The organism is Halomonas sp. AOP43-A1-21, from assembly GCF_052376775.1.
Classification (GTDB): Bacteria; Pseudomonadota; Gammaproteobacteria; order Pseudomonadales; family Halomonadaceae; genus Vreelandella; species Vreelandella colorata.
Genome location: NZ_JBQSWC010000027.1, coordinates 1 through 23238, shown reverse-complemented (window position 1 = coordinate 23238; position 23238 = coordinate 1). Strand labels below are relative to the sequence as shown.

At 53.4% G+C, this 23238-nt stretch carries 22 protein-coding genes and 1 riboswitch; of the genes, 15 read left to right on the top strand and 7 right to left on the bottom strand.

What is annotated here, in order from left to right; translation table 11 throughout:
• The first annotated feature begins 4 nt into the window (after positions 1-4).
• Genes cheB through ACT3R7_RS14710 form a run of 7 tightly spaced genes read left to right on the top strand, consistent with a single transcriptional unit; the run spans position 5 to position 7630 of the window.
• The gene (gene cheB / locus ACT3R7_RS14740) at positions 5-1066 is read left to right on the top strand and encodes a chemotaxis-specific protein-glutamate methyltransferase CheB (RefSeq protein WP_192536562.1); all 1062 of its coding nucleotides are present in this window, start codon (positions 5-7) and stop codon (positions 1064-1066) included.
• Complete coding sequence (locus ACT3R7_RS14735) at positions 1063-2439, top strand: CheR family methyltransferase (protein ID WP_192536714.1); 1377 nt, start codon at positions 1063-1065, stop codon at positions 2437-2439. Before cheB ends, ACT3R7_RS14735 begins: the two co-directional genes overlap by 4 nt.
• Entirely contained in the window at positions 2439-4577 is a 2139-nt protein-coding gene (locus tag ACT3R7_RS14730) for a hybrid sensor histidine kinase/response regulator (protein ID WP_192536563.1), read from the top strand. The genes ACT3R7_RS14735 and ACT3R7_RS14730 overlap by 1 nt, the downstream gene beginning before the upstream one ends.
• A gap of 31 nt (positions 4578-4608) precedes the next feature.
• Complete coding sequence (locus tag ACT3R7_RS14725; RefSeq protein ID WP_192536564.1) at positions 4609-4965, top strand: response regulator; 357 nt, start codon at positions 4609-4611, stop codon at positions 4963-4965.
• A 52-nt stretch (positions 4966-5017) separates the two neighbouring features.
• On the top strand, positions 5018-6709 hold the full coding sequence (locus ACT3R7_RS14720) for a diguanylate cyclase (protein WP_192536565.1): 1692 nt from the start codon (positions 5018-5020) through the stop codon (positions 6707-6709).
• A complete protein-coding gene (locus tag ACT3R7_RS14715) occupies positions 6687-7226 on the top strand; it encodes a chemotaxis protein CheW (protein WP_192536566.1) in 540 nt (179 codons plus the stop codon). Before ACT3R7_RS14720 ends, ACT3R7_RS14715 begins: the two co-directional genes overlap by 23 nt.
• Before the next feature lie 50 nt (positions 7227-7276).
• Positions 7277-7630, top strand: coding sequence for a hypothetical protein (locus ACT3R7_RS14710; protein WP_225735995.1), 354 nt, complete (start codon positions 7277-7279; stop codon positions 7628-7630).
• On the opposite strand, the gene ACT3R7_RS14705 is transcribed toward ACT3R7_RS14710, so the two are convergent.
• From ACT3R7_RS14705 to ACT3R7_RS14695, 3 genes are read right to left on the bottom strand one after another with little or no spacing between them, the layout of a single operon-like run.
• Entirely contained in the window at positions 7605-8810 is a 1206-nt protein-coding gene (locus ACT3R7_RS14705; RefSeq protein WP_192536568.1) for a molybdopterin molybdotransferase MoeA, read from the bottom strand. The two genes, ACT3R7_RS14710 and ACT3R7_RS14705, sit on opposite strands and share 26 nt — an antisense overlap.
• On the bottom strand, positions 8803-9321 hold the full coding sequence (gene moaB / locus ACT3R7_RS14700) for a molybdenum cofactor biosynthesis protein B (RefSeq protein ID WP_192536569.1): 519 nt from the start codon (positions 9319-9321) through the stop codon (positions 8803-8805). Before moaB ends, ACT3R7_RS14705 begins: the two co-directional genes overlap by 8 nt.
• A 4-nt stretch (positions 9322-9325) precedes the next feature.
• Complete coding sequence (locus tag ACT3R7_RS14695) at positions 9326-9652, bottom strand: DUF1244 domain-containing protein (protein ID WP_192536570.1); 327 nt, start codon at positions 9650-9652, stop codon at positions 9326-9328.
• A 256-nt stretch (positions 9653-9908) separates the two neighbouring features.
• On the opposite strand from ACT3R7_RS14695, the gene mobA reads away from it, so the two are divergent.
• Genes mobA through ACT3R7_RS14675 form a run of 4 tightly spaced genes read left to right on the top strand, consistent with a single transcriptional unit; the run spans position 9909 to position 13779 of the window.
• The gene (gene mobA / locus ACT3R7_RS14690; protein WP_192536571.1) at positions 9909-10511 is read left to right on the top strand and encodes a molybdenum cofactor guanylyltransferase MobA; all 603 of its coding nucleotides are present in this window, start codon (positions 9909-9911) and stop codon (positions 10509-10511) included.
• Positions 10508-11755 carry a molybdopterin molybdotransferase MoeA gene (gene moeA, locus ACT3R7_RS14685; RefSeq protein ID WP_193091514.1) on the top strand — a complete coding sequence of 416 codons (1248 nt, stop codon included), beginning with the start codon at positions 10508-10510 and terminating at the stop codon, positions 11753-11755. The genes mobA and moeA overlap by 4 nt, the downstream gene beginning before the upstream one ends.
• Positions 11752-12744, top strand: coding sequence for a GTP 3',8-cyclase MoaA (gene moaA, locus ACT3R7_RS14680; RefSeq protein WP_192536573.1), 993 nt, complete (start codon positions 11752-11754; stop codon positions 12742-12744). Before moeA ends, moaA begins: the two co-directional genes overlap by 4 nt.
• 3 nt (positions 12745-12747) lie before the next feature.
• Entirely contained in the window at positions 12748-13779 is a 1032-nt protein-coding gene (locus ACT3R7_RS14675; protein ID WP_192536574.1) for a CobW family GTP-binding protein, read from the top strand.
• Positions 13780-13801: 22 nt separating this feature from the next.
• Here the strand turns inward: ACT3R7_RS14675 and ACT3R7_RS14670 are convergent, their stop codons facing one another.
• Entirely contained in the window at positions 13802-16909 is a 3108-nt protein-coding gene (locus ACT3R7_RS14670) for an EAL domain-containing protein (RefSeq protein WP_193091513.1), read from the bottom strand.
• A gap of 737 nt (positions 16910-17646) precedes the next feature.
• On the opposite strand from ACT3R7_RS14670, the gene ACT3R7_RS14665 reads away from it, so the two are divergent.
• On the top strand, positions 17647-18495 hold the full coding sequence (locus ACT3R7_RS14665; RefSeq protein WP_192536576.1) for an ABC transporter substrate-binding protein: 849 nt from the start codon (positions 17647-17649) through the stop codon (positions 18493-18495).
• Between the two features lie 65 nt (positions 18496-18560).
• Here ACT3R7_RS14665 and ACT3R7_RS14660 read toward each other — a convergent pair whose 3' ends face one another.
• On the bottom strand, positions 18561-19190 hold the full coding sequence (locus ACT3R7_RS14660) for a peroxidase-related enzyme (RefSeq protein WP_407648047.1): 630 nt from the start codon (positions 19188-19190) through the stop codon (positions 18561-18563).
• A 178-nt stretch (positions 19191-19368) separates the two neighbouring features.
• Here ACT3R7_RS14660 and ACT3R7_RS14655 point away from each other — a divergent pair, with 178 nt between their 5' ends.
• On the top strand, positions 19369-19854 hold the full coding sequence (locus ACT3R7_RS14655) for a YbaK/EbsC family protein (RefSeq protein WP_192536577.1): 486 nt from the start codon (positions 19369-19371) through the stop codon (positions 19852-19854).
• Positions 19855-19933: 79 nt separating this feature from the next.
• Positions 19934-20099: riboswitch (FMN riboswitch) on the top strand.
• 99 nt (positions 20100-20198) lie between these two features.
• Positions 20199-20696 (top strand): 6,7-dimethyl-8-ribityllumazine synthase, encoded by a 498-nt coding sequence (locus ACT3R7_RS14650; RefSeq protein WP_018917075.1) that lies wholly within the window; start codon positions 20199-20201, stop codon positions 20694-20696.
• Positions 20697-20745: 49 nt separating this feature from the next.
• On the opposite strand, the gene ACT3R7_RS14645 is transcribed toward ACT3R7_RS14650, so the two are convergent.
• On the bottom strand, positions 20746-21201 hold the full coding sequence (locus tag ACT3R7_RS14645) for a rhodanese-like domain-containing protein (protein WP_192536578.1): 456 nt from the start codon (positions 21199-21201) through the stop codon (positions 20746-20748).
• Positions 21198-21659 carry a GNAT family N-acetyltransferase gene (locus ACT3R7_RS14640; protein ID WP_192536579.1) on the bottom strand — a complete coding sequence of 154 codons (462 nt, stop codon included), beginning with the start codon at positions 21657-21659 and terminating at the stop codon, positions 21198-21200. Before ACT3R7_RS14640 ends, ACT3R7_RS14645 begins: the two co-directional genes overlap by 4 nt.
• Positions 21660-21752: 93 nt before the next feature.
• Between ACT3R7_RS14640 and pdxR the strand changes: the two genes are divergently transcribed.
• Positions 21753-23231 carry a MocR-like pyridoxine biosynthesis transcription factor PdxR gene (pdxR, locus tag ACT3R7_RS14635; RefSeq protein ID WP_193091512.1) on the top strand — a complete coding sequence of 493 codons (1479 nt, stop codon included), beginning with the start codon at positions 21753-21755 and terminating at the stop codon, positions 23229-23231.
• The last annotated feature ends 7 nt before the right edge of the window (positions 23232-23238 follow it).

Below are 23238 nucleotides of genomic sequence, written 5' to 3'. Positions count from 1 at the left end.
CACGATGAGAGCCATTCGGGTTGTGATTGCAGATGATAGCCGCGTGGCTCGCGATGTGTTGCGCGCGATTCTCACTCGTGATGGCGATATTGAAATTGTCGGCGAAGCAAGCAACGGCCTTGAAGCCGTCGAGCTTGCCCGACGCTTATCACCACAGCTGATTACCATGGATCTCAACATGCCCGATATGGACGGCATGAGCGCTATCGAAGAGATCATGCACACCAAAGGAGTGCCAATTTTGGTGGTCAGCGATCGCGCGGATGCCCAAACGGCTTATCAAGCGCTTGAGGTGGGCGCGCTTGAGGTCATGCCCAAGCCCATGCTGGAAAGTGACGATGCTGAATGGCTGCTGGCGCGGGTGCGGCTATTATCAGGCGTGGCAGTAATTACTCGGCTGCGCCGCCGCTATACCACCCCACCACCCCCGGTGCGGACTGCCACGACGGCCGTCAATGCAACTGCGTCCCGAGGTTTTCGACGGATTATCGCGATTGCTTGCTCAACGGGCGGTCCTCAAGCCCTGGCGCGTCTGCTTAACCGCTTGCCAGCCACGTTTCCCGCCCCGATCGTGATCGCCCAGCATATCAGCCACGGGTTTATTGAAGGCATGGCGCGGTGGCTAGCAACACTATGCGCCATGCCGGTCAGTGTTGGCCGGCACGGCGAGCGCCTGCTGCCTGGAAGGGTGTACTTATCGCCATCAGAAAGCGATCTCTGCGTTACCTCACAACACCGCTTTCAGCTTCAGGAAAGCCCGGCCAATGCGCTTTATCATCCCTGCGGCGACATACTGCTGACGAGCGTTGCCAACGTATATGGAGCAGATGCGATAGGCCTAATTCTAACGGGCATGGGACGCGATGGGGTAAGCGGCATGCGCTCAATTCAGCTGGCGGGCGGTCAAACGCTTGCTCAGGATGAAGCTAGCTCGGTGATTTATGGCATGAATCAGGAAGCGGTTAACGCAGGCGTCATTCAACATATATTGGCTCTTGAAGATCTGCCTGACCGCTTGCTTTGTGAAGTGCGCGGCAACGAGCCTCTATGGCAAGCACCGTTATGAACACGCTGCCCCTGTTTAAAGCGCTAGTGTTAAAGCGTTGTGGGTTACAGCTGGAAGGTGTCGCAGAAGCCCGGCTAAGCAAAGCCATTGAAATACTCTCCAGTATAACGGGGCTAAGCGATGCAGCTTTAATGATCGCCAAGCTTGAGCTGGATGACGCCCTGTTTGATACGTTTATTAGCCACCTGACGATTAACGAAACGTACTTCTTCCGCGAGCCCAAGGCCCTTAACTGGCTGGTTGACACCTACTTGCCCCAACGTTTGGCCGAGAAAGGCGCGCCGCTTGCTATTCTAAGTGCAGGGTGTTCATCGGGCGAGGAGCCTTATAGCTTGGCAATGGCGCTATTTGAGCGCTACGGCGAACGTGCCACCCAGCTATTCACCCTATCGGGAGGCGATGTAGACCAGCAAGTGCTGGCCAAGGCGCGCCAGGGTATCTATAGCGGCTTGGCGTTTCGCGCACTGCATCCGGCGCTCAAGCAACGCTATTTCAGTCATCATCAAAACCATTATAAGATCTGCGAGTCATTACGCTCCTGGGTAACGTTCCACCCTTTTAATCTACTACAGCCTGAAAGCGTTAATGCGCATGGCCCTTTTGACGTTATTCTTTTTCGTAACGTTTCTATCTATTTCGATGAGCCAACGCGGCGACGTATCCAACAACATTTACATCAGCGGCTTGCCCCTGAAGGCATTCTGCTGTGCGGTGTTACGGAAACGCTGGGTAACGACTTAGGCGTATTAGAACTGGTTCAGACTCAAGGCCTTTTCTATTTTCAGCCTTTCAAAATTTCTGCTCTCCCGTCCAGTGTTGAGCCTCAGATTGAGTCTCGGGTTGAGCCTGAACGGCAAATACTTACCCACACAGCACCGGCTATTACTGTTGTTACAAATAGTCCTGCGGCTTTTGAAGAAGTGCCGTCGCCTTCAGATGCGTCTTTTAGTAACCAGCTCCAACGTGCCCACCAACTGCTTAATCAAAATGCTTTTCAGGAAGCCGCCGACCTACTTGAAGAGCTGTTGGCCCAACACCCCTGGTCTGTGGACACACTGCTTCTGGCTGGGCTTGTGGCGCGGTGGCGAAACGCGTTTGAGGAGGCTTACACGTTTTTCAAACGGGCTATCTATGTCGCCCCTGACTGCTGGCCAGCGCATTTTTATAAAGCCGAGCTTTTTCGTCAGGGCGAACTAACCGATGACCCTATTCAGCGCCAGCAGGGCTATAGCACGGTTGTCCGATTACTCAATGAAACGCCCACTGCAAACGGTAGCCTACAGACCATCGCGTCACCTCTTCCTCCAGGCGATGCGTATTTTTTAGCAAAGCGCTACCTAAACACAATGCTTGCCACACAGGGAGTGGGCTAATGGCACTGGATATCCGGCGATTTATACAACGGTTTATAGAAGAAGCCGCAGATCACCTGCCCCGTCTACGCAAGGGAATTAATGCGTTAGAACAGGGCCAGGCCGACCAGGAGTTGATTAACGAGCTGTTTCGCTCCGCGCATACGCTTAAAGGCTCCTCACGGATGCTTAAGCTTTTTCCGATCACAGCACTTGCGCATAGTACGGAAGAGCTGCTTAGTGCGCTGCGCGATGGCACCCAAACCACCAATGCCCAGGTCATCAGCCTGCTTAACCAAGCGACTGACGGCCTGGCGGACATGATCAATCAGTTAACTCAAGGAGCTGCGCCCGAATCGCTGCCTGAAGCCGATGCAGCGCTCTGTCAGGCGCTTGAACAGGCAGCCAGTAACCGTCAGCCTCTGCCTGAGGGGGCATCTGAAGAGGTTGAGCCACCTCTAGAGATTTCAGCGCCACTGACGGAAGCGCCCGCCCGCTCAACGACACGGGCGAGTTCCAATGCCACGGCTGATTTACGCCTAAGCGATACCGTTCGCGTGCGTCTTGACCGCCTGGACGATGTGATTCGCTTGATGGGCGAAGTACTTTCTGGGCACCATCACCTACACAGCCTAGTGGTCCAGGCGAGTGAATTAAGCGCTACATTACCGGCGGATAAACAGGCTCCGTTTAACGCGTTTAACCGCGAGCTAAAAGATAGCGTTTTAGCCCACGACACCTTGATGAGTGACCTCCACGATCGCGCACTGCAGATGCGAATGCTGCCCCTTAACGTTGTGTTTGACCCACTATCGCAAATGGCCAGAGAGCTTGCCCATTCATTGGGCAAACACGTTGACTGCCGGGTACGAGGTAGTGAAATTGAGCTTGATAGGCAGATGATTGATCGCCTGTCAGATCCGCTCATTCACCTGCTGCGTAACGCACTCGACCATGGCATTGAGTCTCCCCACGAGCGTCAGGCAAAGGGCAAACCGGCGCGTGGCCAGCTGACGCTGGAAGCCTGGCAGGATGGTGGCTGGGTGATCGTTGAAATGCATGATGACGGCGCGGGCATCTGTTTAGAAGCGGTACGCCAAAAAGCGCTTACCAAGCAACTGATCAGCGAAGAAGCGTTAGCGGCACTTAGCGAGCAGGAAACGTTGGATTTGATCTTTCTGCCTGGCTTCTCAACGAAAGCCATGATTACCGATTTCTCGGGCCGTGGTGTAGGCATGGATGTGGTTAAACGCACCGTGGTGGATGAGCTAAGCGGGGATATTCAGTTAAGCAGTGAACCGGGGGACGGCGCTCGTTTCACCCTGCGTCTACCGCTATCGCTTGCCATGATGCGCGTTTTATTAATCAGCGTTGGAGGCCTTACCCTAGGCGTCACCGCGCCTTTTGTAGCAGAACTCGTTAAACGCTCGCCCGAGACGTTTATTGATGCTGCGGGGCAAACCACGCTGATCCTACGCAATGAGTTTGTGCCAGTCATTGCCCTGGCCGACCTGCTCGAGCTTCCCACGCCCCAAGCGCAAGTGCCGGAAGTGCTGTTACTTGTAGTTCACCAACGTCATCAAAAGCTCGCCTTGATGGTCGATGCGCTAGTTGACGAACGTGATATGGTAATTAAACCGTTACCGTTACATTTACGCCATTTACCCCTGGTTTCTGGCATGGTCTCCCAAGGGCGTAACGAGCTGATCAGCCTATTGCATGTACCCGCTCTCATTGAACGCAGTCGACGTTCCACACAGCGCACTGCCTATGAAACAACGCCTTCGCCACAGGCACACCGCATTTTAGTGGTGGATGACTCATTGAATACCCGCGAAATTGAAAAAGACGTGTTAGAGGCCTGGGGTTATCAGGTAACGCTGGCTGAAAACGGCAGAGACGGCCTGTCCAAAGCGCTCGCGGAACCCTTTGATGCCGTACTGACCGATATTGAAATGCCCATCATGGATGGCTTTGCGCTTACCGCCCGACTGCGTGAAAGCGAGCTTTATTCTCATAAGCCAATTATTATTATCACGTCGCGGGAAAAAGAAGCCGACCGTCGGCGCGGTATCGAAGTGGGTGCTGACGCATATATTGTCAAAGGCAGCTTTGACCAAAATAACTTGGTAGATACGCTTAAAGCCTTACTCGGTTAGCGTATTATCTTTCATTTAAATGAGGCATTACATGCATATTCTGGTCGTAGACGACGACCCATTGGCGGGTGAAATTACGGCAGCATACCTTGAAGCGTTAGGCCATGAAGTAGTGATAACCCCCGACGCCATGGAAGCGGTTAGCCAACTGGACAGTACGCCTGATATCGAGCTTATCGTCAGCGATATGCATATGCCGCTGATTGATGGACTCGCCCTTTTAGAGATGCTGCGCGAGCAGGAAGTCACGCTACCGTTTATTTTACTGACCGGAGATGCGCCACCACCCCGCGCCCTGGATAATCCTCATTTAACCGCCTGCTTACAAAAAGATGACAATCTCGATAGCACGTTAGCCCAAGCCATTAATCATGCATTCAGCCATTAGTCGATAACATTTGATATGCTTATGATGTTCGCCCAACTGCTCAGGTAGCCTGATGTCACCACCGGCCCTTTCGCTGCATGAAAAGCTTAACCAACTGCGCCAGCGTTTTATCAACCAACTTCCTGCGCGATTGGAGAAAACCACTGAACAGTGGCAGTTAAGCCTTAAATCAAGCGAGGCAGAGTCACGCCTTGCGCCTGATCTTCATCGCTTTTTCCATAGCCTTAAGGGAACCGGACGGTCATTAGGCTTTGAGCGTATTGCGCTGTTTGCTGAGCAGGCAGAAGAAGCACTGACCACTGACCCTCAAAGGGCCGACATTGATACGCGTATCGTTAATCTTCTTAACCAGTTAAAAGACGAGCTGGTGTACCTGCAAACCCACCAGGGTCAGCAAGCCGCTATGGCAGGTCTCAATAGCGTTGAATTCCCACACCAGCCTGAACAGAAGCGCAGCAAACGCCAACGGCTTATTTATTTATGTGACGATGAACCTGAGCATATTAATTCGCTGATGCACCATTTGCGCTGCTTCGGCCATGAAGTCGTTCACTTTGCCACTACCGAATCATTTTTTAATGCCGTGCTGACCCGCCGCCCCGATGCCGTCATTATGGATGTGCAGTTTCCCCATGGCCAAACGGCGGGTACCGAGACGTTAACCAGTTTAAATAAGCTGACCGGGGAGCAGTTACCATCAATCGTTCTATCCGGCCACGGCGATTTCCATTCACGCCTAAGTGCGGTGCGTGCCGGGTGTGACGGGTATTTCACCAAGCCGGTCAAGCCTCTTGATTTGATGCTCGCAATTGATGAGCTCACCTCCCCCATAAGTGAAGAGCCGCTACGCATTTTAATTGTCGATGATGAGAGCGAGGCGGCCGAATACCATGCGCTGCTGCTTGAAGAAGCTGGCATGGTGGTCCAGCAGGTATATCATCCTAACGATGCGCTCAGTGCACTTGAGCGTTTTTGCCCCGATTTAATGCTGGTGGATGTGTATATGCCGGTTTGCTCGGGCGAAGAGCTGGCGACCATTATTCGCCAGCAGCCCGAACATGTTGGCCTACCGATTATTTATCTTTCCAGCGAAACCGATAGCCAGAAGCAAATGTCGGCGATGACGGCGGGGGTTGAGGCATTTATTACCAAGCCTGTCATACCCGCCGAGCTCGTTTCAGCGGTCCACTTGCGCGCTGAGCGCCTGCGCCTGCTACGCTCGCTCATGACCCAAGATAGTATGACCGGCCTTTACAATCACAGCACGACGACTGATTTAATCAATAAAGCGTTAATCCAGGCGCACCGCAATGGCCGCCAACACGCCATGGCAATGATCGATATCGATCATTTTAAAGAAGTGAACGATACCTATGGTCATCTAGCCGGTGATCAAGTCATTATCACCTTGGCAAGGCTACTGAAAACACGCTTTCGGCTATCTGATATTATTGGCCGGTATGGAGGCGAAGAATTCGTCGTTTTGCTAAAGGACGTAAGCACCGAGCAAGCGGTTAAATTAATGGACAACTTGCGCAATGACTTTGGACAAGTGGATTTTTATGCTGGCGAAGTGAGCTTTCGCTGTACCTTTAGCGTTGGGATCAGTGACTTCCCCGCCCATCCCTCTACCCAGTCACTGCGCTTAGCCGCCGACCAAGCGCTTTACCGCGCAAAACGTCAAGGACGCAACCAGGTAACGACCAGCCAGGAGTTAGATCATGACGCCTCCGCCTGCGAATGAGCCCGGCAGCCTCACGCTTGAGCAGGCGCTTGCCGAGCATGATGAAAACGTATCTATTGTCGATGTAGAAGAACCTAGCCAACAGCTGGTGCTATTTAGAGTAGCCGGTCAACGATTTGCGCTCCCTGGCGGTGTGGTTAAAGAAATTATTAGCCATGATCAACCCGTGTATTTTGTTCCTGGCTTACCCACTACGACAGAAGGCGTGCTGCATCTACGCGGACATATTGAGTCGGTCATTCAACTCAACGTTTTGCTGGGTTTACCCTTACCCAGCGGCACCCAGCCAGGAATGATCTTACTGGTATCGGCAGCAGGCATTTGCAGCGGCGTGCGTATTGAACAGCTAGATGATGTATGCGATGTGCCTACCAGCCTGCTTCAACCGCCACCGGATACGCTTTCAAGTGCGCTGCGCCCGTATGTCAGCGCTCTTTGGCAACTCGACGAAGGCGTCACTGCCGTACTGCTGGATGCTGAAACCTTGTTCAAGGCTTATCAGGACGGGCTGGGATAGCCATGCCTTTGGAGCTGCTTAGTAATAGCGCACCTCAAGGCGCTGTGCCAATGGTGTTGTTCAGCGCAGGGGCATTCCGGGCGGCCTTGGAAGCCCGCCATGTCATGAGTATGTCAGACCAGCCTCGTGCCTCTCGTTATATAGAGGCCGCCGCGCTACTGTTTCAACATACTGCGCCCGCCACTCACTGGCTCACGCTTAACGACACCGAGGGTAGTTGGCAATTAGGCGTTAGTCATCCGGTGACGTTGCACTCATTTGCAGCCAGCGAACTACATCCCTTGCCGCCACTTTTGAAAGCACGCCGCCCTCATGCTGCCTTGTGCGGGGCTACTTTTGAGCAGCAAACGCTTGTACTGCTATTGGATGCACACTTGCTTACACCGCAAGCCACAAACAGTTAACGGTATCGCCTTGCCTGACCTGATCATTAGGCGGAATGACCGCAAAAGCATCGGCCTCAATACACGACGACAGCACACCGGAGTTCTGGTCGGCAAACGCATCGGCCACTAAGCCCACGGGCGTGAAGCGCAGAGAAACGCGCATATAGTGCTGGCGCGGCCCGGTCGATGTATCAAAATTTGCCGTCGCCGTTAGCGCGGGTAACTCAGCAAGCGCGGGACAGGCCATCAGCACTCCCATAAGCGGGCGCAAAAAAAGCCAGGCACCCACAAACCCCGATACCGGATTGCCTGGCAAGCCGATAAACCGAGCTTCACTTCCATCGTCCCGGGGCACGCGGCCTAATGCCAAAGGCTTGCCTGGGCGTATGGCTAGGCGCCATAAATCCATCTGCCCCAACTGCTCAAGCGCTGCTTTAACGTGGTCCTCTTCGCCTACGCTTACGCCCCCGGTACTAACGACCACATCCGCCTCGGCGGCCGCCTGGGTTAATAGCGCCACTGTCTGGGTGTAGTCATCCGGCACGCTCATTACCCGCACAACGTCAGCTCCAAAATTCTCAAGCAGACGCTTTAACATCGGCCGATTAGAGTTATAAATCTGACCCGGCGCCAACGGCGTGCCCGGGTCAACGATCTCATCGCCGGTTGAGAGCAGCGCAACCCGCGGGCGAGAACGCACGCTAACATGGGTGATGCCCTGCCCTGCCAAATGCCCGAGCGCCGCCGCTTCCAAGCGTAGCCCCTTCTTGAGTAGACATTCGCCCTGACGAACATCACGCCCTTGGCGGCGCACGTTGTCATCCACCGGGATATTCGCCGGTATCAAGGCCTTGTCAGCCTCAACGCTGACGCGCTCCTGCATCACCACACAGTCAGCCCCTTCAGGCAGCTCACCGCCGGTAAAAATCCGTGCGCAGCTGCCAGGGGCAAGCGGGGCGGACTTTGCGCCTGCTGCAATACGCTGGCTAATCGGCAGCCACTGGCCGGCATCGCTGGCACGCAGCGCATAGCCATCCATTGCGCTATTATCAAAGGGCGGCACGTTCAACGTCGCCATCACATCGGCGGCAAGTACTCGCCCAGCGGCGGCGTCAAGCGACACGCTTTCAGCCTCAACAGGGTTTACACCGGCCAGCAACGCTTCAAGGGCGGCACTTATCGACTGCAAATCAGCCATGCTGACCTCGGCCAGGGATGACCAGATTGGCAAAGTTACATGGCTTGTGGCGGCTATCCAGCTGTTCCTTCAAAATTTTCTCCCAGCCCGTACGGCAGGCACCGGTTGACCCTGGCAGGCAAAATAGTACGGTCGCGTTGGCTAACCCACCCAGACATCGGCTTTGAATGGTCGAGCTGCCGATCTCATCGCCGCTTAGCTGACGAAAGCGTTCACCAAACCCTTCGATGCGTTTATCCAGCAGCACCGATACGGCTTCCGGCGTGGAATCTCGGCCGGTAAAGCCGGTGCCGCCAGTGGTAATAACGACCTGCACTTCGGCATCGGCAATCCACTGGGCCACGACCGCACGAATCTGATAGATATCGTCTGGCACAATGCGCTTATCGGCAAGCTGATGGCCCGCTGCTGTCAAACACTCGACCAGCAGTTGGCCTGAACGATCGCTCTCTTCAGTACGCGTATCTGAAATGGTCAGTATGGCTATTTTAAGCGCAACCATCGGCTCCATAGGCTTACTCCTGATATTCTTTCTTGGCTTGACGGGCTTCCAGCGCGGCCAGCTGCTCAGGCGTTGCTTTTGCCTGATAGTGCTCTTTCCACTCGCTGTAGGGCATGCCGTAAACGTATTCACGGGCGGCTTCATAATCCAGCGACTTACCGCGCTCTTCCGCCGCGTTTACCATCCACTTTGAAAGGCAGTTACGACAAAAATCCGCCAGGATCATCAGATCGATATTCTGAACATCCTTGTTGTCGTCCAGATGGCGCAGTAAGCGACGAAAGGCGGCAGCCTCAAGCTCGGTGCGGGTACCCTGATCAAGCTCGTTAAAATCTGACATTAGCGTTCTCCGTATGAAAAGTAACTTTCGTGCAGCATACCAAAAGACAACGCTTATCGGCGCTGTTCACTTAGATAACCTAGGCAGGCGAACCCGCTGATTGATATGGGTCATCGTGCTTACCATCAATTATCTAACGCATAGACAAATAAGGTCCCTGCCCGCCATCATAGCGATAAGGGATCTACACTTAGAAGTGGCGCGGCTGATTGACCAATCTTGTTAATCCTCGCCCATTGTTACAGGAGGCATGCCGATGATCACGACCCAGGCGTTAACCGGCATGGTGCTTGCTGGCGGTGAAGGCCGCCGCATGGGCGGGCGCGATAAGGGCCTGGAGCCCTTTGCAGGGCTGCCCCTATTTGCCCATACGGCCGCCAAGCTTGAAGGACAAGTCGCTGAACTGCTGATTAGCGCTAACCGCAATATTGATGCCTACCGCCTATTTGGCCGCGTGATCAGCGATGTAGAAGCCGGCTTTCACGGCCCGTTAATGGGCATTTATAGCGGACTGTGTGCTGCAAGTACGCCGTGGCTTCTAATAGCTCCTTGCGATACGCCTCTGCTTCCAGATAACGTGGTCGCAAGAATGCTGGCAGGCCTCCAAAACGCCGATATCGCAGTGGCGTTCGATGGCCAGCGTCTTCACCCAACCGTTGCCTTAATACGCACAGCGCTTGCTGATGATCTACATATGGCGCTTAAAAGCGGCGAGCGTAAAGTCCAACAGTGGTATAAACGCCATGCACTTAGCCAGGTGGATATGTCTGACTGCCCAAATGCCTTTACCAATCTGAATACGCAAGAAGATAAAATTCGCCTGGAAGCGCAGCTGATGGCGCCCAAGGGGGCATTGTGACGCTCTCCTGCTTTGAGCTTGGCGAACACATGTTAAGTGTGGAAGAGGCTCGCCAAGCGCTGTCCGCGCTGATTGAAAGGCCCCTGCCCAGTGAAGTTATCGATTTAAGTCAGGCCCACGGGCGGCGCTTGGCACAGGACGTTATAGCGCCAATTAACGTCCCGCAAAATACCAATGCCGCGATGGATGGCGTAGCACTTGCCTGGCCCGATACGCCTCAACATCAATGGCCGCTTATCGGCAGCTCGCTCGCCGGGCGCGCTTTTGACACACACGTACCGCCTGGGGCCTGCGTGCATATCACCACCGGTGCCCCACTACCGCTGGGTACCGACACGGTTATCATGGGCGAGCAGCTCACCGAGCATGCCCAGCACCTTACAATCAATACGCCTGAGCGTGTTAAGCGTGGCCAGAACGTGCGCATGGCAGGGGAAGATATTGCGGCAGGCAGCATGGCGCTGGCTAAGGGAAAACGTTTGGATGCCCCCGCGATGGGTCTGCTCGCCTCACTAGGGGTGGCCAGTATCGCGGTCATCAAGCAGCCAACCGTTGCGCTGTTTTCCACGGGCGATGAGGTCACGGCTCCTGGCGAGCCGCTCGAAAGCGCCAGCATTTATGATGCCAATCGATTTACCCTGATGGGCTTATTAACCGAGCAGAATGCAAAGGTTATCGATCTAGGCATTCTTCCGGATAACCCGCAGGCGATACAGGCGGCACTCTCAGAGGCCGCCCAAGTGAGCGACCTGGTATTGACCAGTGGCGGCGTATCGGCGGGCCAGGCTGATTTTACCCGGGCAGCGCTTGAACAACTGGGGCAGCTGGCTTTCTGGCGGGTAGCGTTACGCCCAGGGCGCCCCCTGGCCTGTGGCTGGCTGGGCGAGTCGCGCACGCCCTTTATGGGCTTGCCCGGTAATCCGGTGGCTGTCATGGTAACCTTTTACCAGTTTGTAGTCCCCCTATTACACCACCTGCAGGCATTGGCCATTACCCCGCCCCCTAGGCTATACGCTGTCGCTGATGAAGTGCTTAAAAGCCGCTACCAGCGCACCGATTTTTTGCGCGGCGTTTATCATAGCGATACACAGGGTGTGCTCCATGTACGCACCACCGGTGCTCAGGGGTCAGGCATTTTAAGTTCGATGGTCGCCGCTAACTGTCTGATCGAACTACCCGCGGATCAGGACGGTGCGCAAGCTGGCGAGATCGTCTGCATTCAACCACTTTTGAGATGGCAATGACCGAGCAACTAATTGATGACTTTGGTCGCCGGGTTAGCTATGTCCGCATCTCGGTGACCGACCGCTGCGATTTCCGCTGCGTGTACTGCATGAGTGAAGAAATGACCTTTCTCCCGCGTGCGCAGGTGCTAACGCTTGAGGAGATCAGCCAGATTGCCCGCGCGTTTACCGAGCTGGGCGTGGAAAAAATCCGCCTGACCGGTGGCGAACCCCTGGTGCGCCGCGGTATCGAGCAGCTTGTGGACGAAATAGGCGCGCTCCCAGGGCTTAACGACTTCACAATGACGACCAATGGCGCCAGCCTTCGCAAACATGCCAGCAGGCTTTATGCCAGCGGGCTGCGTCGCCTCAATATCAGCCTTGACTCGCTTGATCCTGAACGCTTTAAGAAGCTCACCCGCACCGGGGATTTAGCGCGTGTGATTGACGGTATTCACGCCGCTCAGGAAGCCGGATTTACGCGCATCAAGCTGAACGCAGTCATTCTCAAAGGCCGCAATGACGATGAAGTGCTGGATCTGGTCGATTTTGCGCGTAATGAAGGGCTGGATATCAGCTTCATTGAAGAAATGCCGCTGGGCGACGTGTCCGACCACTCCCGGGCGGAAACTTTTTATTCAAGTGATGACGTTCAAGCGCTGATTGAAAAGCGTTACGCCTTAACGCCTACGACTGAAACCACCCCAGGCCCATCGCGCTATTTTAAAATGGCCGATAGCAACAGCCGGGTTGGCTTTATTTCCCCGCACAGCCACAATTTTTGCGACACCTGCAACCGTGTCCGGGTCACCGTTGAAGGCCGCCTTCTGCTCTGTTTAGGCAATGAGCATTCGGTCGATTTGCGCGCAGTAATGCGCCGCTACCCCGGTGATATAGCGCGGCTCAAAGAAGCTATAGTCAACGCGCTACCGCTTAAACCAGAGCGCCACCACTTCACGACCGACGGTGACGTTCAGGTCGTGCGCTTTATGAATATGACCGGAGGTTAACGCGTGGCAGCGTCAAAAAAAGTGCCGGTGCATATCATTACCGGCTTTTTAGGCAGTGGCAAAACCACGCTTATTCACAGCCTGATTGAGCAAAAACCGGCGGATGAAAAGTGGGCCATTCTAGTCAATGAGTTTGGCCAAATTGGCATTGATCAGGCCATGTTTGATCAGCGCGACGATGTCGTTATCAAAGGCCTGCCCGGTGGCTGCCTGTGCTGTCAGCTTGCCTTTGTACTCCAGGCGGCGTTGGTGAATCTGCTCGCACGAAGTAAACCTGACCGCGTGATTATTGAACCCTCGGGGCTCGGTCATCCGGCGGGGTTACTCGACCTGTTACGTGGCGAAGCTTTCCATGATGTGGTCGAGGTACACGATATTATTGCCACGTTAGACCCTCGCCGCCTGGACGACCCGCGTGCACGAACGCACGAAACGTTTCAAGATCAGCTGGCCATAGCGGATGCCGTGGCGCTTACCATGTTTGATCAGTGCACAAGCCAACAGCAACAAGCTGCCCAGCAGTTTGTTGAAGCGCTCTGGCCGCCACGCAAATGGATTGAACAGATCGCTAACGGCAGCCTGCCGCTGGAGCGCTTAACGGGCAGTGGCCAAAGTGATGCACATGAGTTAGCCATGCCTGAAGCGCACCGCACACTTATTGCCCCGCCCAGTCTTGACGGTGGTTTTTTTGATTTTCCACCGGCCAAGGGCGCGCCGCAGCAGGAAACCGGCACTGCTCTTGGCTATATAAGCCTGGGCTTACGCTGGCACCCGAACGAGTGTTTTGATATCGATCACTTAGCGCATTGCCTGGGAGAGTTACCCCGACAGGCGCGGATCAAAGGGGTTTTTCATACCTCTAGCGGCTGGCAGCGGCTTAACCGTGCCGATGGCGCGCTGGAAATAGACAGCAGCACCTGGCGCCAGGACTCTCGCCTGGAAGTGATTATTCCTGAAGCCTTTGGTAACGCCGTGCCGAATATCCAGACACTCGCGACACAGCTTGGCGCCTCGGCAGTGCATCAAGATAGTTAGAACTGCATAAAAATAGTTAGAATTATGCAGCAGCAAGCTGCGCTTCGAATTCTTCAAGCGTAACAGGACGACCAAACAGGTAACCCTGGTAAGCACAGCAGCCATGGGCCAATAGCCATGCCTGCTGTGCTCGGGTTTCTACCCCTTCGGCAATAATCTCCAGATCAAGGCTTTCCGCCAGTACGATAGTACTCTCGACAATCGCCGCGTTAGCGCTACTGGTCAGCACCTGCTGCACAAAAGTTTGGTCGATCTTGAGCTGATCCAATGGCAGCTGCGCCAAATAGGCAAGTGATGAGTAGCCAGTGCCAAAATCGTCCAGTGAGAAGCGCACGCCCAGCGCTTTTAAACTAAGCATTTTATCGTGCGCGTTGTCATCTGGCTCTAAAAAGAGCGACTCCGTCACTTCAAGCTTTAAGCGTTCAAGCGGGGCCTTGGAGCGGTTAAAAATAGCCTTAACATGGGGGATAAATTCAATATCGTGAAACTGCAGCGGGCTAATATTAACCGACATGGTCAAATGACACAGCTGGTCATTCTGCGCCCAAAGCGCCAACTGGTAACAGGCTTTTTCTAGCACCCATGCGCCTACTTCACTGATCAGGCCGGTACTCTCTAACAAAGGAATAAACTCTTCTGGAGAGACGAGACCACGCTCTGGATGCTGCCAACGTAACAGCGCCTCAGCACCAATGGCATTCCCATTGATATCGACCTGGAGTTGGTAGTAAAGCTGCCATTGATGAAGTACTAGCGCTTGGCGTAAATCGCGCTCCAAATGAATTGAGGCCAACAGGGCGGCCTGCATCACGGGGTCAAAAAAGCACAGCGTGTCGCGCCCCTTCGCCTTCGCCTGAAAGAGCGCCATATCAGCCTGCTGAAGGTACTCATCTTGCCCGGTTGGCGAGTGGCTTAAAAGCGTAATGCCTATGCTGGCGCTCACGCTGATGGAGTGATCGATCAGCGTACTGGTACGCCGTATTGTTGCCATCAGCTTATGGGCTATGCGCTCTGCAAGCTGTGCGGCTTTGACCGGGTCGTTATCCAGGGACTGTATCAGTACCGCAAATTCGTCTCCGCCCAATCGCGCCAGTGTATCGCTTTCACGCAGCTGTTGGCTGAGCTGACGCGCGACCCCCTTAAGCAGATGATCACCGATGGGATGGCCCAAAACATCGTTAATTTGCTTAAAATGGTCAATATCGATAAACAGCAGCGCCCCATAGCTGCGGTGGCGAACCACCTCTTTAAGCGCAACCTCCAAGCGGTCCATAAACAGCCGACGGTTCGCAAGTCCCGTGACAGAATCAAAAAATGCCAGCTGATGGATTTCCTGTTCGGCCGCTTTACGCTCACTGATATCTACGATGGTCGCCACGTAATGGGTCAATTGGTTATCAGCATTACTAATTGAACTAATCGCCAACCATTCGGGGAATACATCACCGTTTTTACGCTGACTCCACACTTCACCTTCCCAGCGCCCATATTTTTTTACGCTGCGCCATAACTGATGGTAGAAGCTAGGCCCATGGTGCCTCACGCCAAACATATCGGGATTATGACCAATTACCTCGTCTTCGGCATAGCCGGTAATTTGGGTGAACGTAGGGTTTGCTTTAAGTATCGTGCCTTGGGCATCGGTGATAATAATGCCCAAATGGGCTTGAAACGATGCCGCAGCAATGCTCAGTTCTATTTCGCTCTTTTTCGCTTCCGTGATATCCCGCGCCACCACCAATGTACCCGAGAAGCTGCCATCGGCACGCACCAGAGGGCTTACCACTGCCTGAAAAAACAGTTCTCCATTGAGCACCATCAGCGGATATTCAATAGTGACGGCTTTGCGATGCCACTTTACCTGCTCGAACACAGCATTAAAGCGTTTGGTTAAATCAGGCGAAAGAATCTCGTTATAGTGTTTCCCGATCAAGCCAGTGTCGCCCTTTATTGTCATTTCATTATGCAATACATGCATATAGGTAATCCGATCTTGCGTGTTAAAAACAAAAATCAGATCCTGAATAGAGTCAATAAGTGCCTGAAGATGGGCTTCTCCTGCTTGAGCTCGAGCGCGTGCCTGTTCAAGCTCCTGAAGGCGATACTGTAATAACAAGGCGAGTTTTAGCCGATTGACGTAATGATGTACTCCCCAAGCTCCGAGTACGACAATGCAGGCCCAGATGCCAACTAAAATAGCTAATCGCTGATACCACTGTGCCAGAATCTGTTCCATATCCATGCCGACCACTATCCACAACGGATAACCCTGGACTTTCTGTATCCAAAAAAAACGCTCTCGATTATCCAAAGAAGACCACATGGTGTTTGACCAGAGCAATTGACCGCTATCCACAATACGTTGCACGGTGGGTCCATCTAGCTGCGCCCCTATTTGCGTGTGCTCATCTAGGCCAGGGTTCCTGGCGATTAACCTAAGCGTTGGGTCAATCAAGGCGATACTTTCACCGGCCTCTATTTGCATTTGGTTAATGGTATCTGCAAATATTTGAGGGGCTACGCTCGCCACCGCTACGCCCATAAAGGAGCCCGTTTGATCGGTTAAGCGTCGTGCATGATAAAGTACGTACGCAGGCTCCTCCCCCGTCCATTGAAGCGGAGTGACTACGTCTTCCTGACGACTATTATCAGGATTGCTTAAGATCTTAAAGAAATCACTATCACTTAAATTAATCCCCTCATAACGGTTATTGCCACTGCTGGCAAGTACAGTACCCTGAGTATCAAGCAAACTAATCCCTTGGACTAACGGTGCATAGTGACGCCGATCATTTAGCGCTTTTACCATTTGTCCTGCTGTGGCTTCAATGGGCATCCCCTGAAGATCAGCGAGTTCATCAACACTTAAAAGCGCCTGATTACTTTGTGAGAAGACACTTTTCACCCACTCGCTGATAATGCTTGACCGGGCAGCGCTGTGAGACTCTACGGAATTGAGTTCTTGCAGACGCTGCTCGTAAAGTAACCAAGCAAAGAGGCTGCACAGCAACAGCGAAGCAAGAATATATAAAATGTAAACATTGCGGCGCTGACGACGAAAGGAGGTATAAGATATTCTTTCGCGCCCTTTATCTTCATCATACTGAACCAATGCATTCAAAACGGGCATAGTGCATCGACCTTAGTCAACATTAAAAAGAAGGTATAATTAATATATGGCCACAGCCAGCCATAAACTAACGACACCAGTTCTTATCCTGTTAACTGGTTAATTAAATTATTCATAGGAAAAATAAAAACCATACAGCTCATCACGACTGACAATAATAAAGTGGCTTGATTCATCTGAGTATCGTTTTTTTCCAATAGATATCATTTATTTAAATAAAAATCATCTAATATAACTATTGAGAAGCATTGCTCCTTCCAATAAACACTCTGAATCACATTACGTCAACGCAAAATTTAAAACTTAGATATAACTAAAAACAACCAATAAGTAGCATTTTAAATGTCTCGATATGAGTTTTAAAAACGATAACGCAATAACTCTTAATTATTAAATAACAAAAAAAGACTACCTATAAGCAAGCCCTCGCTAAAAGGCCATATGACTTCGTTAACCCCACCGGCATTAGCTTATTGAGAGTCATCTCATAAAAATAGCGCATCTACCTAACACACCGGCAAGCAAGGCAATCTCCTTTACCCTGGAGTGACACAGGCCTCATTGATTAAAATTAAGCTTTTTATTTTAATTTTTTTATATTCATTTTATTTTTCACTTCAGCGGCGTATCAAATTTCGCAACGCGCTGTTCCTCATGTAGATAAAGACAAAGCAGGGCTTCCTTGAGACTATGAGAACATATCTCATATAAAACATCTTCTCATAAAAGGAATATCCATGAAGTCTCAGGTTCTTGCTGCATCGCTGATTTTCACCGCTGTTAGCTCCATTGCTCATGCTCAGGAGCGTATCGCCACCTTCGATTTAGGCAGCTTGGATACGCTTGATGCACTCGGCGCTAGCGAGCAGGTAGTCGGTATTCCCAAGCAAGTACTGCCTGATTACCTTTCAAAATATAACGCTGATGCTTATACCGACCTTGGCGGCCTGCGCGACCCTAATCTTGAAGCTGTCGCGCAAAGCGAGCCAACCCTTATCCTTTACACTGGCCGCCAGGGTGACTGGGAAGCTGAATTTGAAGAGATTGCACCGCTGATGAATACCAGCTTACAAGGTGACGATTACCTGGCTGCCTTTGATGACAACGTACGTCAGATCGCCAGCAAAGTAGAGGCTGAAGAGCGCGCCGAAGAAGCTCTTGAAGCGCTGCATGCCGATATTGAACGTCAGCGCGAGGCGTTGGATGAAGCATTACGCGTACTGGTTGTGACCCATAACGATGGCAATCTGGGCCTAAATACGCATCCGGTCGTGCACGATGTGCTGGGTATCAAAAAACTGGAAATGCCGGACAGCGTCACCAGCGTACAGCGCGGCAACCGCACATTTACACCACTCACCATGGAAGCCATTGGTGAAATCAATCCCGATGTACTGCTCGTAGTGGATCGTAGCGCAGCCATCGGTAACGATGCTGCCGATACACAAGCGCTAGAGCAGGCGTTATCGGATGCAGGCGCGTCAGAGACTCGCCTGGTAGTGCTAACGCCCGCACTTTGGTACCTGTCGGGTGGTGGTCTGCAAAGCCTGAAACTTCAGATCGACGAGGTCGTCGACGCGCTATAAGTCCTATTACGCTGTGAACGTATGCCCCTGCACCGCTATGCGGCCAGGGGCTTTTTCATTAAGCATTAACGTCCCAGGGTATAGAATTCATCGTTTGCGCGCATATTGGTGACATTGGCCATCCGGTTAGACATACCGAAGAAAGCTGTAATCGCGGCAATATCCCACAGATCCTCTTCATCGAAGCCATGCTCCGCCAAGGCAGTAAAGTCGTCTTCGCCTACGGCGTAGGCTTGATCAGTTACTTTCAGAGCAAAATCCAGCATGGCCTTTTGTCGGGCTGAAATATCCGCTTTGCGGTAATTAAGCGCCACCTGATCCGCCACCAGCGGATTTTTAGCGCGAATACGTAAAATAGCGCCATGCGCAATCACACAGTACTGGCACTGATTGGCAGCGCTGGTCGCAACGACAATCATTTCCCGCTCAGCGAGCGTCAAGTTGCCCGTTTTTTCCATCAACGCATCGTGATACGCAAAAAAAGCCCGAAACTCATCAGGGCGGTGCGCCAGAGTAAGAAAGACGTTGGGAATAAACCCGGCTTTCTCCTGTACGCCTTCAATGCGTTCACGAATATCGGCGGGCAGCTCATTCAGGGCAGGAATGTGAAAGCGGCTGACCGGATGACTTACCCGACGGCTTTCGTTCTGTTGTTTATCGGGCTCACTCATCTCTTTATTTGCTCCAGTCATCATGGGACGCCTCATTGTTGTTATCAGGGAGACACGTCACTAACACTAAAGCGGAAGCTGAAAAGACACAATCACTACGCTTGAGGCAATAGAAGCGCAATGCCCGCTAACGCGGGCACCTGGATTGGCTGACTTGGACAAAGCACGTTAACCTACAACTACACCGTCTAAGGAGCCGATAATGAGCCTATTAACCGCTCGCAGTTTTTTAGCAGAACATGCCCCTGATATCGAAATTATCGAGCTGGAGGAGAGCACGGCGACCGTGTCCCTGGCAGCGAAAGCCCATGGGGTTGAGCCCGGACAAATCGCCAAGACGCTTGCTTTCAAAGTGGGCGAGAACCCCTTTTTGATCGTGGCCGCCGGTAACACCCGTATCGATAACGGCAAAATTCGCAATGTTTTCGATGGCAAAGCCAAAATGTTGGATGCCGATACGGTAATGGAACTCACCAGCCATCCGGTAGGCGGCGTATGCCCGTTTGGTCTGGCGACCAGCGTGCCCGTTTATTGTGATGAGTCGCTTTTGGCGTATGACGAAGTACTGCCCGCCGCAGGTTCCTCTAATAGCGCCGTGCGCCTGTGCCCCAAACGGCTTGCCGAGCTGGTAGATGCCGATTGGGTCGATGTGTGTACGCTTTCAGAACCCCACGAGCAGGTCGATTAAACAACGTGCTCGACAAGGTTTAACCTGGCCTCTAGCTGCGCATTCACAATCGGCGTAAGATAGGTAGGCTGCTATGCAGCAATGTTCTCAGGGCGGGGTGAAAGTCCCCACCGGCGGTGATGGTACCTTTCCTAATGAAAGCGGCCTAAGCCCGCGAGCGCTCTTACTGGCTTGCCAGTGAGAGGTCAGCAGATTCGGTGAGAAACCGAAGCCGACGGTGATAGTCCGGATGAAAGAGAACGGCATCAACTCAACGACGTTATTCCATTCGGAAGGCGTGCGTTTTGCCTATTGGCGGATGCCGAATGCCCTGATTCTGGTACCACTTATCCAAGAGAATGACCATGAATCAGACCTTTCCTTTAGCACTCTCCTCACATACTACATCCCAGCGCATTGCGTTTATTCAGGGCCATTGGCACAACGACATCGTCGGCCAGGCCTATCAGGCATTTATTGAGGAAGTGGAGCGTAACGGCTTATCTGCAGACCAAGTGGATACGTTTACCGTTTCAGGCGCGTATGAAATTCCGCTACAGGCCAAAGTATTGGCTGAAAGCGGCCGCTATGGCGCGATTGTCGGCGCAGGCTTTGTGGTGGATGGCGGCATCTACCGCCACGACTTCGTCGCTCACGCAGTCATCGATGGCATGATGCGCGTTCAACTCGACACCCAAGTGCCGGTGATTTCGGTGGTGCTCACGCCGCACCATTTCCATGAGCACAGCACTCATCACGACTTCTACTTCCAGCACTTCCTGGCCAAAGGCAAAGAAGCCGCCCAGGCGTGCCTGAACACCATGGAAAACCTGCACCGCGCCCGCAAGCTTAGCGACGCGTAAGCACTATCCTGGCCCGGTGAATGCTGGGCCAGGAAATCATATCTATCGATTAGCAGCCGCAGGTATTAACACTCGTTTTTGCCAGGTTGCCTGGCAAGTCACCGGTTTGGACTGGATGCCCATCACGACGCCAAAAATCCAGCCCGCCCAGTAGCTCCTTCACTTTCAGCCCTGCGTTGGCAAGCTTCCACGCGCCTTTGGTGGACCCGTTACAGCCGATTCCATCGCAGTACGTTACATAAACACGCGACGCATCAAGCTCCGCCAATCGCTCGGGTGTCATTTCTCGATGCGGCACGCTTATCGCTCCTGGAATATGCCCGGCGCGGTAGTGTTCAAGGCTGCGCGTATCGATCACGACAATGGCGTCGATGCCGTTGGCCAGGTCTTCGGCCACATCCCAGGCATCGGTATAGTGGCAAAGTTTTGCGTACATTATTTGGGCCATATCGGCTGGCGTAGCGGATGGAAACGCTAATACAGAAGACACCGGTTGTTCGGTCATACGCGCTCCTGGCTTACATCCAGCAGGTAGCTATAAAACGCGGTATTACGCTGCCAGCCAAGTGACTCATAAAGGCGTTGTGCGCGCTCATTCTCTACCTGGGTCATCAATACCAGTCTTGCGACGCCGTGGTCCTGGGCCAAATCGGCGGCGGCGCCCATTAACGCCCGGCCTACGCCTTGGCTGCGGTACTCAGGCAGCACGTAAAGATCGTTCAACGTCCACCGTGCATTCATGCCTACCGTCGATAAGCCGGGAAAAAGCTGCACGAAGCCGCTGATTTTCCCCGATGCGTCTTCACTGACCAGAATGAACGAGTCGCCCAACCCAAAGCGCTGGTTTAAAAAGTAGCGAGCGCCCTTTAGGTCGCTTTGTTGCTGATAAAACTGGCGATAGTCATCCAGCAGCACGCTAAGCGCGTCCAAGTCATCAAGTACGGCAGCCCGAACATTATTCACAGTGGCGGTCCTTAAAAAGAGGTGGGAATAGGCAAGTCTCTCGTTATAGTGGCTCTTGGTGAAGAACCAGTTTATTAAATAGCGAGGGAACCAGTGAAGCAGCGAACGCCGTCGAGTGAATGGCTTATTGATGCCTTGGCGCTACAGATTGGCACCCAAGGAACAACCACGCTGGTACATCAGCTTTACAGCGCGCTGCGCCGTTGGATTCAACACGGCGAACTGGCCGCCGGGAGTCATTTGCCCTCTTCACGGCATCTGGCTCACGGCTTGGGTATCAGCCGTAATACCGTATTAGCAGCAATGGACCGCCTCCTAGCCGAGGGGCTGGTGGTTTCTCGGCGGGGCGCAGGCATGTATGTGGCCAACCTACCTACGCTACCGGCTCATCCCAAGCCGCTTTTGGACGCGGCGTTTAGCTACTCAACACGTGGGCAGGCGCTGATTGATCGTTGCGGTACGCTAAGCCAGCACTATCAAGCGTTTGCGCCCGGCGTGCCGGGGCTGGACCTGTTCCCCCACGCGCAGTGGCAACGCCTGTTAAGGCGCCACTATCGCCAGGCCGATACAGCATGGCTTTCCTATCAAACGCATGGCGGCTTGCCCGCGCTTAAAGAGGCATTGGGTGATTACCTGACGCTTTCCCGCGCAGTGCGCTGCCGCCCGAAGCAGATTGTGATCACGCAAGGCGCGCAGCAAGCATTCGAACTGGTGGCCCAGCTGCTGACCGATAGCGGCGACACAGTATGGATGGAAGAACCCGGCTACGGCGGCGCGCAAACCTGTTTTTTGGCAGCGGGACTGAACATTGTCCCTGTGCCAGTCGATGAAGACGGGCTGAACCCGTTGTGCTGTCCGGCTAATACGCCTTCGCCGCGGTTGATTTACGTCACGCCCTCCCACCAATACCCGAGCGGCGTTACCATGCCGGTTCCTCGGCGCTTGGCATTACTCGAACACGCCGCCAGGCACGGCGCCTGGGTCATTGAGGATGACTACGACAGCGAGTTTCGCTACGACACGCCGCCCACGCCGTCGCTTCAGGGCTTGTCGGAACAGGCATCCGTCATCTATATCGGCACATTCAGCAAGGTGCTCTACCCAGGCCTTAGACTAGGTTATATCGTGCTGCCCGAGGCGTTGGCCGATACGTTTCGGTTGGCTCACGCCCGCCTGCACCGCGAAGGCAACTATCCCATTCAGTCGGCGCTTGCTGAGTTCATTGCCAAAGGTGACTTTTCACGCCATATCGCCCGAATGCGCATGAGCTATCGTCAGCGCCAGGCCTGCCTGCGCCGTGCACTGGCCCCTGCTACTGACGCCGGGTTAAAGCTCTCCTCAGGCCATGCGGGCATGCACCTGATCGCCGAGTTGGAGAATTTAAATCAGGAAGCGCGCCTGGTTGAACTGGCCCAACAGGCACGCATTACGCTCTCCCCGCTATCCCGGTATTATCTGAAGCAACCTCAACGTGCGGGCCTTGTGCTGGGCTATGCGGGCGCGACGGAGGATGAGCTACTACGTGCAGGCCGCTGGCTCAGCCACGCATGGCTAAATCTGACTTCTTTATAAATCCTGA